Genomic DNA, 11748 nt, shown 5'->3' on the forward strand with positions numbered 1-11748 from the left:
CGGATCGTGGCTTTCATCGAAATCATTGCAATCTCCCTCGCGCCGATGCGGGCGCATTTCCCCTTCGCCAGTTTGCCCGAAAGAAACTTCCGGCAAGACGGCCAAGTTTTCGGCCATGCCGGATACCGCCGCAATGCTGCAATTCTGACAGGATGACCCCGGATACGACCTGTGCGACGGATTGCCGCAAAGCTGCCGTGCAATGCGCCGTTCAGTCCAGCCCGAACTCCACCGTCGTCACCACCCGCACCTTCTGGTAGGGCGTATCCGATCCCGAACCGGTGTCGCCGTCGCGGCCGGTGATCGAAAACAGCCCCTGCGTCGCCTGATGGATGCCGCCGACTGCGGTGTCGCTGTCACGCGCGAACTGCTGGGCGGCTTCACGCGCGCTTTTGGTTGCTTCGGCGATCATCGCGGGCTTCACGTCGTTCAGTCTGGTGAAGCTGTAGGTTACGCCGCCGGAATCATTGTCGAGCGCGACACCCTTGCGGATCATCTCTGCCTGATTGGCGAAAGCCTTTTCCATGCGCGCGATATCGGCGGTGTGGGCGATGAAGCGCTGGCGGATGGTGATGTTCAGCCGCCCAAGACTGCTGTCGAAATACTGGTTCACCGAACTGCCGCGCGGCTGCACCTCGTCGGGCTTGAAGCCGTTGGCCGCAAGAAAGCCGCGCACCGATGCCGCATCCGCATCGGCCCTGGCCTGCACGGCGGCAAGGTCCGAGCCATTGGCCTGTGTGGCGATCGTCCAGGTTGCCAGATCGGCCACCACATCACGTTCCGAAACGCCACGCACCGTCACGATCGACGGGCCTTGCCGGATACCGCGAAGGCCGTGCGCGATGAACAATCCGGCAACGGCAAGCCCGGCGCCGACAAGAGCGCCCGCGATTACCGGCGAACCATTCCACTCGGCCATCCAGCCCCTCCGATGCTGCAATTTTCCGTTGCATGGTGCGCTTGAATGATCGCAAGTCAAGGCCGATCGACGCCCGCCCAGCACAGGAGCACCGCATGCCCCGATCCGAATTTCGCTTCGCGTGGAAAAAGCGCGTCCACTACCCCGAGATCGACGCGCAGGCCGTCGTCTATAACAGCCGCTACCTCGAATATTTCGACATCGCGCTGACGGAATACTGGCGCGAAGCCGGTCTCTATCAGCACGCGCCGGTCAGCGGCGGGCCGGAATTTCACGTTGCCCGCGCTGTCGTCGAATACAAGGCTCCGATCCTCCTCGACGAGGAAATCCTGATATGCTGCCGCACCGAGCGCATCGGCAACAGCTCGATCGCGATCGCACTGGAAATCCACGGCCTGAAGAACGGACCGGACGGCGACGACCTTCGCGCAACCGGCGAAACCGTGCAGGTGCATGTGGCGCAGGCGCGCGGCAGCCCCGACCCGGTGCCGGGCTGGATCGTGGCCCTGTTCGAGGGCTATGAAGGGCGAACGCTGAAAAAGGTTCCGGTATGAAATATCTGCACACCATGATCCGGGTATCCGACCCCGACGAGACGATCCGCTTCTTCAACCTGCTGGGCCTTGAGGAACTGCGCCGCTACGACAGCGAGGCCGGGCGCTTCACGCTGATCTTTCTGGCAGCGCCCGGCGACGAACATGCGCAGGTTGAACTGACGCACAACTGGGGCGAACAAGGCTACACCGGCGGGCGCAATTTCGGCCACCTCGCCTATGAAGTCGACGATATCCATGGCCTTTGCCAGCGCCTCGCCGACGCCGGAGTGACGATCAACCGCCCGCCCCGCGACGGGCGCATGGCGTTCGTGCGCACGCCCGACGGGATTTCCGTCGAGCTGCTGCAGAAGGGCGGCGCGCTGCCGCCCGCAGAACCATGGGTTTCGGCCCCCAACATCGGCGAATGGTGAAAAGCATGACCACCCGCATCCACCGCGTTCCGACACTCAGCGACAATTACGCCTGGCTGTTCGAATATGCACCCGGCACTGCCGCCGCCATAGACCCGGCCGAAGCAGAGCCGGTGCTGGCCGCCGCCCGCGCGCTGGGACTGAACATCACGCACATCCTGAACACCCACTGGCACCCGGACCATGTGGGCGGCAACCTCGGCATCCGCGAAGCGACGGGCTGCACCATCTTCGGCCCCGCCCGCGAGGCCCATCCGATCCCCGGCATGGATCGCGCACTTGAGGATGGCGAGGAAGTCGTGCTGGGCGATCACATGGGCACAGTTCTGTTCGTCGGCGCCCACACCGCGGGCCATATCGCCTATCACTTCCCGACGGCGAACGCGCTGTTCCCCGGCGACACCATGTTCGCCATGGGATGTGGCCGGCTGTTCGAGGGCACACCCGACGACATGTTCCGCGCACTCGGCAAGCTGAAAGTCCTGCCGGCAGAAACGCAGGTGTTCTGCGCGCACGAATATACGCTGTCGAACGCGCGCTTTGCCGTCACCGTCGAACCGGAAAACGATGCGCTGCAACGTCGTTTTGCCGAGGTTCAGGCGCTGCGTGACAGGAACGAACCGACGGTTCCCTTCACGATCGCCGACGAACTGGCCACCAACCCGTTCGTGCGGGCGCAAACTGCGGTGGAACTGGGTGAACGAAGGAAGGCGAAAGATGCGTTCTGACCTCCGGAAACTGGGTGCGCCCCTGCTGCTCGTGGCAGCGCTTGCGGCCGCCGCGCCGGCCGCCACCCGCCCCGAGCGGACCGACCCCGCCACACTGAAGGCGACGGGCGAACCGGTGAACTGCATCGCCGGGCGCAATGTTTCATCGCAGCCCGCCGGTGCCAATGCCGTCATGTTCCGGGCCAGCTCGAACCGCTGGTTCCGCAATGATCTTCGCACCACTTGCCCGATGCTGCGTAACGACAGCGTTCTGGTGTTCCGAAGCTCGATCGGCGGGCAGTTCTGCGCGCTCGACATGTTCGACATCGTCGACCCCCTCAGCCGGACCAATTTCGGCACCTGCTCGCTGGGGAAATTCACGCCGGTTGCAGTGCCCAAGGGCACGCGCTTCTGAACGGCGGCCTGCATGGCGGGCATGCAGCACGCGCGCTGCAATTGCGTCGGCCCGCCTGAACGACTATCGCGCCGCACATGATCGTTACCCGCTTCGCGCCGTCACCGACCGGACGGCTCCATGTCGGCAATGTGCGCACCGCACTACTGAACTGGCTGCTGGCCCGCCGGGCCGGCGGCCGCTTCATTCTGCGCCTCGACGACACCGACACCGCCCGTTCGACCGAAGAATATGCGCAGTCCATCCGCGACGACCTCGCCTGGCTGGGCATGGCGCCCGACGCCGAGGAAAAGCAGTCGGCCCGCATGGCGCGCTACGAGGAAGTGTTGCAGGCGCTTGCAGCCAGCGGGCATGCCTATCGCGCCTATGAAACGCCCGAAGAACTGGAACTGAAGCGCAAGGTGCTGCTGGGGCGCGGGCTGCCGCCGGTCTATGACCGCGCGGCCCTTGCCCTGACCGACGCCGACCACGCCCGCTTTGCCGAACAGGGCGTCCGGCCGCACTGGCGTTTCCGCCTGGACCAGACTCTCCCGCATACGTGGGACGATCTCGTTCGCGGCCCGTCGCGGATCGATGTTGCTTCGCTGTCCGACCCCGTCATCCGCCGCGCCGATGGAAGCTGGCTCTATATGCTGCCAAGCGTCATCGACGATGTGGACATGGGCATCACCCACGTCGTGCGCGGCGAGGATCATGTCACCAATACCGGCATCCAGTTGCAGATGTTCGCCGCAATGGGGGCGTCGATGCCGCTGTTCGGCCACGCCCCGCTGCTGACCGGTGCCGACGGCGCGCTTTCCAAGCGGCTTGGTTCGATCGGGATTGCGGATTTCCGCCAGCGCGGCATCGAACCGATCGCAGTGAAGGCGCTGCTGGCGCGGCTGGGCACCAGCCATTCGGTCGAGGCGGTGACATCCGACGCCCCGCTGATCGAAACGTTCGACATCGCGCATCTGGGCCGCGCGACTGCGCGCTTCGACGAAGCCGAACTGGTGCGGCTGAACAGCCACATCCTGCACCACACCGACCATGCAGCAGTCGCTTCCCGCACCACGCTCGGCGAAGTGGAATGGAACGCGGTGCGCGGCAACATCGAAAGCGTGGCCGACGCCGAAAAATGGAAGACGGTGATCGACGGCCCTCTGCCGCACCATGCGCCAGACCCGGCGAACCGCGCGTTTCTGGATACCGCCGCCGATACGCTGGCCGGGCTGGACTTCGGCCCGGATGTCTGGGCCTCGCTGGTGGATCAACTGAAGCAGACAACCGGGCGCAAGGGCAAGGAGCTGTTCGCGCCGCTGCGGATGGCCCTGACCGGCGAAGCTGCGGGGCCGGACATGGCGGCGCTGCTGCCGCTGATCGGCCGCGAACAGGCGCTGGAGCGACTGCGGCGCTGAACCGGCCGGGCACACATCCTTAACCGTTCTGAACCATTCTGACCGCCGGAACCGGCGTTTCGCCGCCGTTCGCGCTTTACAGCGCCGCCCCGCCATGGGACGCACTCGGCCGTGGAGATACTGTTCTGGCCGATTCTCGGCGGCGTTCTCGGGTTGGTTGCAGGCTCGTTCCTTGCAACGCTCGTCGTGCGCTGGCCGGCAGGCGAAAGCCTGAGAGGGCGTTCGCATTGCGACGGCTGCGGGCGGCCGCTCTCGGCGCTGGAACTGGTGCCCGTGCTTTCGTGGCTGCGGCTTGGCGGCCGATGCCGCACCTGCGGCGCCGCGATCGATCGCCGGCACATCCTTTTTGAACTGGCGGCGGCGTTCGTCGGCGCGCTGGCGATGCTGGCGTCGCCCGGCCCGATGGGGCTGGCCGGCGCGGTTCTGGGGTGGGCGCTGCTGGCGCTGCTGTTTCTGGATGCCGAGCATTTCTGGCTGCCGGACCGGATCACCCTGCCGCTCTTGGCGCTGGGGCTTGCCTTTGGCGCCGGCAGCATCGCCGATCGTTTGCTGGGCATGGCGCTTGGCGGCGGCGCGTTCCTGCTGCTGGCGCTAGGCTATCGCTTTCTGCGCGGCAAAGAAGGGCTTGGCGGCGGCGACGTGAAGCTGATGGCGGCGCTTGGCGCATGGTTAGGCCCGGCACTCATCGGGCCGCTGCTGCTGGTTTCCGCGTCGATCGGGCTGCTGCTGGCGGGTGTTTCGCGCCTGCGCGGCCGGGCGCTTCCGGCAGGCGGGCGCATCCCGCTGGGCGCCTGCATGGCGGCGGCGGCGTTTCCGCTGTGGCTGTTCGCCAGCGCAACGGCATGGGCAGGCACATGATGGCACGCCCCACCCATCCGCCCACGATTCTATCCCCAGATTGCTGGCGCAACACGGGCGGGCTGCACTTGAACGTCGTCGCCAAGCTTTATACGCCAAAGCTTCCGGGGCGCGATTCCCGGTCAGAACCGCGAGGCGCTCTCTGGGTGACGAACAATTGCAGACCATCGGCCGGCAGGCGACGGCAGGCGAAGCCGTGCTGACGCGGCCGTGGCATCTGGGCCATCTGCTGCTGGCCGCCATGCTGTGCGCGCTGGCTGTGATCGGCTGGCGGGCGGTCGGTGTGTTGCGCGCGCCTGCCCATGTTGCGCCGCCGTTCACCGGCCCGCAACTCGCCGACGAGGCGCTGCTTTCCCGCACCGACCCATTTTTCCCCGACACAAGCACCGCCGACAACCTCCCCGTCACTTCGCTTCCGCTCAGCCTGCACGGTGTCCGCTCGGACCTCGCGACGGGGCGCGGCAGCGCCATCATCGCTGCATCCGACGGGGTGCAGAAGCTGTTCGCGGTGGGCGAAAGCGTGGCCTCCGGGGTGACGCTTGCCGCAATCGCTGCCGATCATGTGATCCTCGATCGCGGCGGCGCCCGCGAAACGCTCTGGCTGGATACGGCAGGCGGCTCGGAAGTGCAGCGCTTCGACCCGACGCTCGAGGAACAACCGGCCGAACCATCGGAAGACGCCGCCCCCGATGCATCGACGGGCACTGGCGATCAGGGGACAGCGGCCATGCCGGCCGCCCCCGCACCCGAGGATCGCAATTGATGCGGCGGCTGGCGCACAGGCTGTCGGTTCTGCTTGCGGCGCCCGCGCTGCTGGCTGCGCCGGTCGTCACGCCGCCGGCAGTGGCGCAGGCCAGCATCAACCTGCGTGACGCCGACATCCGCGCCCTGATCGACGACGTGGCCCGCGTGACCGGGGCCAGTTTCGTCATCGATCCGCGCGTGCAGGGCAAGGTGTCGGTGGTGTCGGACAAGCCCCTGGGCCGTGCGCAGTATTTCGAGCTGTTTCTGGCAACCCTGCAAGCCAACGGCTTTGCGGCGGTGCCGGTAGGCCGGGGCCAGTATCGCATCCAGCCGGCCGAAGCAGGGGCGGGCGCGCAGGGTGGCCGGTTCGCCACAGCGGTCATCCCGCTCAACAATATCGACGCGCAGCAGGCGCTCGAATCGCTGCGGCCGGTGCTCAGCCGCAATGGCACCGCAACCGCCAATCGCGCCGGCAACGCGCTGATCGTGACCGACTTCGCCGACAACATCAGCCGCACCCGCGCGGTGCTGCAACAGGTCGATCGCGACCGTTCGGTGACGCAGGTGGTGACACTGAAGAATTCCGGCGCGCGCGATATGGCGCAGTCGTTGCAGGCGCTGGTGCAACAACCCGGTGACAGCGCCACCCCTGCCTCCCGCATTTCGATCGTGCCGGTCGATGCCTCGAACGCGATCGCCATCAAGGGCGACGCGACGCAGGTGAAGCGCATCACCGAAATGGCCAGAGACCTCGACCGCAAGGCAGCGGGCGGCTCGGAATCGCGGGTGATCTTCCTGCAGAACGCCGACGCCGCCGCCATCATGCCGGTGCTGCAACAACTGATGGGGCAGACGCCGACGGTTGCAGGTTCGGCGGCATCCGGATCGTCGCTTGCAGGCACGCCTTTTGCGCCCCGGTCGGGCGGCGGCGGACAGGGGGCGGGCGCGCAGGGGCAGGCCGATGCGACACCGGCCAATGTGGGCGTCGCCGTCGGCAACAGCCGCAGGCGCGCGATCATCGCCCGCTATGAAGGCGCCAACGCGCTGGTGATTGCCGCACCGCCGGAAATCCAGCGCGAGCTTGGCGAGATCATCCGCCAACTGGACACCCGCCGCGCGCAGGTTCAGGTCGAGGCGATCATCGTCGAGATTTCCGACAATGCCGCAAAGCAGCTTGGCGTGCAGTTCATGCTGGCGGGCCGCAACGGCACCATCCCGTTGATGTCCAGCAATTTTTCCAACGCCGCGCCGAACCTGATGGCGATCACCGGCGCAGTGGCGGCGGAAAAAGGCCTGATCTCGGATTCGGAAAGCGCGACCGCCTTCCGGCAGGCCGCCGTCGATTCGCTGCTGGGCACCACCGGGCTGACGGGCGGGGCCGCCCACATCGGCTCGAACATGATCTTCGGCTTCGTCATCAACGCCGTCAAAAGCGACGTGAACTCGAACATCCTGTCGACGCCGTCGCTGATGACGCTGGATAACCAGCCCGCCCGCATCCTGGTCGGCAAGGAAATCCCGATCACCACCGGCGAAGCGCTGGGCAACAACCTCGACAACAGCTTCCGCACCGTGCAGCGGCAGGACGTCGGCATCCAGCTTTCCGTGCGGCCGCAGATCAACGCCGGCGGCACCGTAACCCTGACGCTGAAGCAGGTGGTGTCGTCGATCGACACCACGATCGACAAGCGCGACTTCGTGCTGAACAAGCGCGAACTGGAAACTGCGGTCACCGTGGGCGACGGCCAGATTCTGGCGCTGGGCGGCCTGCTGGAGGATTCCGAACGCAAGTCGCTGCAGAAGATCCCGCTGTTGGGCGACATCCCCGGCCTCGGCAATTTCTTCCGGTCGACATCGAAATCCCGCAACAAGACCAACCTGATGATCTTCATCCGCCCGACGATCGTGCGATCGCAGTCCGATGCCGATCTGGTGACAGCCAACCGCTGGGACAATGTGCGCGAGATGCAGACCGATCGTTACGGCATTTCCAACCTCGACGGCCTTGCGTGGGAGTATCTGAAAACGGCGCCCCCCTACAAGCCGAACCCGTTCCCGCCGCAGGCAACGACGCCCGCAACGCCGACGCCACCCGCACCGGCGCCGCGGCAACCGGCCGAAAGGTGAACGCGGCGCCGGAACCGGAACGCAGCGCCGGGCCAGCAATGCTGCCTGCCGGCCAGCCGGGCCGCCCCGCACCTGCCCTGCCCTATGCCTTCGCCCGCACGCATGGCGTGCTGATCGTGCCCGGCACCGACCGGCTGGCCATCCGGCAGGGCGCAAGCCCGGCGTCGATCCTCGAAGCCCGCCGCGTCGCCGGACACGCCCTGCAGCCCGAACCGCTGGCGACGGAAGCGTTCGATCGCCTGTTATCGGAAACTTATGCGACCGACGGATTGTCCGCCGTTGCAGAAGCGGCGGCCGCCTCGGATATCGCGCATCTGGTGCAGGAAAGCGCCGACCTTCTCGACAATTCCGACGCAGCGCCCGTCATCCGGCTGATCAATGCGCTGGTTGCACAGGCGGTGCAGCGGGGCGCATCGGATATCCACCTCGAACCAACGTCCAGCGCCGACGACGATGGCAACGGCATGGCCGTCCGCCTGCGCCACGACGGGGTGATGGAGGAAGTGCTGCGGCTGCCTGCCGAAGTAGCACCGATGCTGGTCAGCCGGGTGAAGGTGATGGCGCGGCTCGACATCGCCGAACGGCGGCTCCCGCAGGACGGGCGCATTTCGCTGACGCTCGGGCAGCGCCCGCTCGATGTCCGCGTCTCGACGCTGCCGGCCCGTGGCGGCGAGCGTGTGGTGATGCGTATCCTCGACCAGTCCGCCGTCGGGCTGGAACTGAAAGACCTCGGCCTCGATGCGGCGACGCTCGGCGCGCTGGCGGATGCGCTTTCGTCGCCCAACGGCATCCTGCTGGTGACCGGGCCGACCGGCGCCGGCAAGACCACCACCCTCTATGCCGCGCTGAAGCGCCTGAACGACGGCAGGCGCAACATCCTGACCGTCGAAGACCCGGTCGAATATGCGGTCGCGGGCGTCGGGCAGACACAGGTGGACACCCGCGTCGGACTGACGTTCGCGCAAGGTCTGCGCGCCATCCTCCGCCAGGATCCCGATGTGGTGATGGTCGGCGAAATCCGCGACCGCGAAACCGCCGACATCGCCGTGCAGGCCGCATTGACCGGCCATCTGGTGCTGTCGACGGTGCATGCGAACTCGGCGGCGGGCGCGATCACCCGGCTCAGGGATTTCGGCGTGGAAACCTTCCTGATCGCCGCCACGCTGCGCGCCGTCGTCGCGCAGCGGCTGGTGCGGCTGGTCTGCCCGGTCTGCGCAACCGAGGAACCGCTTGCGCCCGCACTTGCCAGGCGGATCGGCCTGCCCGCCGGCATCCCCGTAGCCAAGGCGAACGGCTGCGAGCGCTGCCGCCACACCGGCTACACCGGCCGCAAGGGCCTCTTCGAACTGATCACCGCCGATGGGCCTGTCCGCGCGCTGATCAACGACGGCGCGGGCGAAACAAGGCTCGAACAGGCCGGGCTGCAACAGTCACTGACGGAATCCGCGCGCGCCGCAGTGCGGGAACGGCGAACCACGCCAACCGAAGTGCTGTCGCTGTTTCAGGCTGAAACGGTGCGCGCCGCACAACCCGCCGCCCCTGCCGGGGATCATACGCCGTGAAACCGGCTGAGGCACCGGCAGCCCCCGCGCTTCCGTTCTGGAAACGGCCGATCCGGTTGGGCCGGGGCGGCGCCGGTTTCGGCAGCGGCGCACCGGCAGCCAGGGCCGCAACCCTCAGGCCGCAGGCGCGGGCAACCCTCGTCCGGCAACTGGCGACGCTTACCGCCGTCATGCCGGTGACCGACGCAGTCGCAACACTCGCCCGGCAGCCGGGGAACGGCGCCGAACAGGAAGTGCTGCAACGCATGAACCGGGCGTTGCAGGCCGGCAGCCCGCTGCACGCATCGCTGCCACCGTCGGCGTTTCCGGCTGAAGTCCGCTCGACCATCGCCGCCGGCGAAGCATCGGGGCGGCTGCCACTGCTGCTGAACCGCCTCGCCGACACGATGGAGGCGCAGGTCGCGCTGCGGTCGCGGCTGATCTCGACGCTTGCCTACCCTGCCCTGCTGCTGCTGGTGGCCGTAGGCGTGATCCTTGCGATGCTGCTGTTCGTCGTGCCGGGGATCGCCGGGCAGCTAACGGGTTCCGGCCAGCCGCTGCCGGTGCTGACGCGCGCCGTCCTTGCCGTTTCGCAATTCGTGCAGGACTGGTGGGCGTTGCTGCTGGCGCTGCCGCTGCTGGCTGCCCTTTCGCTGATGCTCTGGCTGAAGCGGCCAGGCAGCCGGGAACGCTTCGACCGGTGGCTATTGTCGCTGCCCGGTCTCGGCAACTGGCTGTCGATGCTCGACGCGGTGCGCTGGTCGCGCCTGTTGTCCACCATGCTTTCGGCCGGATTGCCGCTGGCGGAAGCCATGCACATCACCACGCCGACCCTTGCCAACGCCGCCTGGCGCGAAGCCACCGCCCGCATGACGGCGCAGATCCGGGCTGGCGCATCGTTGTCGGCGACACTGCCGCTGCTGCCGCGCGCGCCTGCCCTGCTGGTATCTCTGGCGCGGTCGGGCGAAAGCTCGGGCCGGTTGGCGCCGCTGCTGGAATCGGCGGCCACCAGCATCGACCGCCAGTTGGCCGACCGCAGCCGCACCATCCTTGCCCTTGCCGAACCGGCGATCATCGTCGTGCTTGGCGGGCTGGTCGGCCTCATCATTCTGGCGGTGCTGCTGCCGATCCTCGAACTCAACACGCTGGCCGGTGCCGGCATCGGAGCCTCTTGATGCAATTTCCCGCCCCCCGTCGCACCCCCGCCCGATCGGGAGAGGCCGGCTTCACGCTGGTCGAACTGCTGGTGGTGCTGGCGATCATCGGCCTGCTGACGACGGTCGTCGTGCTGAACGTGCTGCCCATGCAGGGCCGCGCGCAGGTGCAGAAGGCCGAGGCCGACATCGCGCTGCTGGAGCAGGCAATGGAACTCTGGCACATCGACATGGGGCGCTACCCGGCACCCGAGGAAGGGCTTGCCGCTCTCGCCCGCCCCACCGCGACGGGCGCCAAGATCAAGAAGCTGCCCGACGATCCGTGGGGGCACCCCTATCTATATGTCGTGCCGGGTGGAAACAGCCAGCCCTACGCCATCGTGTCGCTTGGGGCAGACGGCAAGGAAGGCGGCGAGGGCCAGAATGCCGACATCCGCAGCGACGTGCGCTGAACCCGACCCGCCGGTGGCGGAAATGCGGATGCGCGCGCACCACCGGCAAGCCGGATTCGCGCTGATCGAAATGCTGGTGGCGATGGTGCTGCTCAGCCTCGTCGGCCTGACGCTGGCCCGCTTCCAGACGTTTCAGCTAGCCGGGGCAGGCTCGGCGCGGCTGGCGGCCGCTGCCCGGCTGGAGGCCGACAACGCGCTGGTCGACGCCGCGATCGCAACAGAGGCGCCAACCGAACGGACCAGCGCCACCACCCGGAACATGGGGCGCACCTGGGTTCGCACCCTCACGCCATCCCCCGCGCCCGACGCGGCGGCGCTGGCCGGGTTCCTGCAAATCGCCATCGAGGTTCGCGAGCATCCCGGCGGCCCCGTGCTCGCCCGACGGACGGTGATGCGGCCGGCTTCGAACCAGCAGGCGGATCCCGCCGAAACAGCGGGGCAGCGCGCACAATGAATCGCGCCGCCAA

13 protein-coding genes are annotated in these 11748 nt (G+C 67.4%); 12 read left to right on the forward strand and 1 reads right to left on the reverse strand.

Features of this window, described 5'->3' with window-relative positions; all coding sequences use genetic code 11:
- Positions 1–211: 211 nt before the first annotated feature.
- Positions 212–919 carry an SIMPL domain-containing protein gene (locus AC16JP_RS01595; RefSeq protein ID WP_484338849.1) on the reverse strand — a complete coding sequence of 236 codons (708 nt, stop codon included), beginning with the start codon at positions 917–919 and terminating at the stop codon, positions 212–214.
- A gap of 95 nt (positions 920–1014) precedes the next feature.
- On the opposite strand from AC16JP_RS01595, the gene AC16JP_RS01600 reads away from it, so the two are divergent.
- From AC16JP_RS01600 to AC16JP_RS01655, 12 genes are all read left to right on the forward strand, one after another.
- Positions 1015–1473 (forward strand): acyl-CoA thioesterase, encoded by a 459-nt coding sequence (locus AC16JP_RS01600; protein WP_484338850.1) that lies wholly within the window; start codon positions 1015–1017, stop codon positions 1471–1473.
- Entirely contained in the window at positions 1470–1886 is a 417-nt protein-coding gene (locus AC16JP_RS01605; protein ID WP_484338851.1) for a VOC family protein, read from the forward strand. The genes AC16JP_RS01600 and AC16JP_RS01605 overlap by 4 nt, the downstream gene beginning before the upstream one ends.
- 5 nt (positions 1887–1891) lie before the next feature.
- Complete coding sequence (gene gloB / locus AC16JP_RS01610) at positions 1892–2614, forward strand: hydroxyacylglutathione hydrolase (protein WP_484338852.1); 723 nt, start codon at positions 1892–1894, stop codon at positions 2612–2614.
- Complete coding sequence (locus AC16JP_RS01615; protein WP_484338853.1) at positions 2604–3008, forward strand: hypothetical protein; 405 nt, start codon at positions 2604–2606, stop codon at positions 3006–3008. Before gloB ends, AC16JP_RS01615 begins: the two co-directional genes overlap by 11 nt.
- 77 nt (positions 3009–3085) lie before the next feature.
- Positions 3086–4405, forward strand: a complete 1320-nt coding sequence (gltX, locus tag AC16JP_RS01620) for a glutamate--tRNA ligase (RefSeq protein ID WP_484338854.1) — start codon at positions 3086–3088, stop codon at positions 4403–4405.
- A 111-nt stretch (positions 4406–4516) separates the two neighbouring features.
- Positions 4517–5263, forward strand: a complete 747-nt coding sequence (locus AC16JP_RS01625) for a prepilin peptidase (protein WP_484338855.1) — start codon at positions 4517–4519, stop codon at positions 5261–5263.
- A 157-nt stretch (positions 5264–5420) separates the two neighbouring features.
- Positions 5421–6026 (forward strand): type II secretion system protein N, encoded by a 606-nt coding sequence (locus tag AC16JP_RS01630; protein WP_484338856.1) that lies wholly within the window; start codon positions 5421–5423, stop codon positions 6024–6026.
- Positions 6026–8134: a type II secretion system secretin GspD gene (gene gspD / locus AC16JP_RS01635; protein ID WP_484338857.1), complete on the forward strand. Its 2109-nt coding sequence runs from the start codon at positions 6026–6028 to the stop codon at positions 8132–8134. Before AC16JP_RS01630 ends, gspD begins: the two co-directional genes overlap by 1 nt.
- Positions 8131–9696 (forward strand): GspE/PulE family protein, encoded by a 1566-nt coding sequence (locus tag AC16JP_RS01640; protein WP_484338858.1) that lies wholly within the window; start codon positions 8131–8133, stop codon positions 9694–9696. Before gspD ends, AC16JP_RS01640 begins: the two co-directional genes overlap by 4 nt.
- Positions 9693–10850, forward strand: coding sequence for a type II secretion system F family protein (locus tag AC16JP_RS01645; protein WP_484338859.1), 1158 nt, complete (start codon positions 9693–9695; stop codon positions 10848–10850). Before AC16JP_RS01640 ends, AC16JP_RS01645 begins: the two co-directional genes overlap by 4 nt.
- Positions 10850–11281 carry a type II secretion system major pseudopilin GspG gene (gene gspG, locus AC16JP_RS01650; RefSeq protein WP_484338860.1) on the forward strand — a complete coding sequence of 144 codons (432 nt, stop codon included), beginning with the start codon at positions 10850–10852 and terminating at the stop codon, positions 11279–11281. Before AC16JP_RS01645 ends, gspG begins: the two co-directional genes overlap by 1 nt.
- Positions 11253–11735, forward strand: a complete 483-nt coding sequence (locus AC16JP_RS01655; protein ID WP_484338861.1) for a PulJ/GspJ family protein — start codon at positions 11253–11255, stop codon at positions 11733–11735. The genes gspG and AC16JP_RS01655 overlap by 29 nt, the downstream gene beginning before the upstream one ends.
- Positions 11736–11748: the final 13 nt, after the last annotated feature.

The sequence above is a fragment of the Sandaracinobacteroides sp. genome (genome assembly GCF_057137845.1).

Coding starts and splice junctions, on each gene's coding strand:
- AC16JP_RS01595 (WP_484338849.1), bottom strand. CDS start 919: ATGGCCGAGTGGAATGGTTCGCCGGTAATCGCGGGCGCTCTTGTCGGC.
- AC16JP_RS01600 (WP_484338850.1), top strand. CDS start 1,015: ATGCCCCGATCCGAATTTCGCTTCGCGTGGAAAAAGCGCGTCCACTAC.
- AC16JP_RS01605 (WP_484338851.1), top strand. CDS start 1,470: ATGAAATATCTGCACACCATGATCCGGGTATCCGACCCCGACGAGACG.
- gloB (WP_484338852.1), top strand. CDS start 1,892: ATGACCACCCGCATCCACCGCGTTCCGACACTCAGCGACAATTACGCC.
- AC16JP_RS01615 (WP_484338853.1), top strand. CDS start 2,604: ATGCGTTCTGACCTCCGGAAACTGGGTGCGCCCCTGCTGCTCGTGGCA.
- gltX (WP_484338854.1), top strand. CDS start 3,086: ATGATCGTTACCCGCTTCGCGCCGTCACCGACCGGACGGCTCCATGTC.
- gspD (WP_484338857.1), top strand. CDS start 6,026: ATGCGGCGGCTGGCGCACAGGCTGTCGGTTCTGCTTGCGGCGCCCGCG.
- gspG (WP_484338860.1), top strand. CDS start 10,850: ATGCAATTTCCCGCCCCCCGTCGCACCCCCGCCCGATCGGGAGAGGCC.
- AC16JP_RS01655 (WP_484338861.1), top strand. CDS start 11,253: ATGCCGACATCCGCAGCGACGTGCGCTGAACCCGACCCGCCGGTGGCG.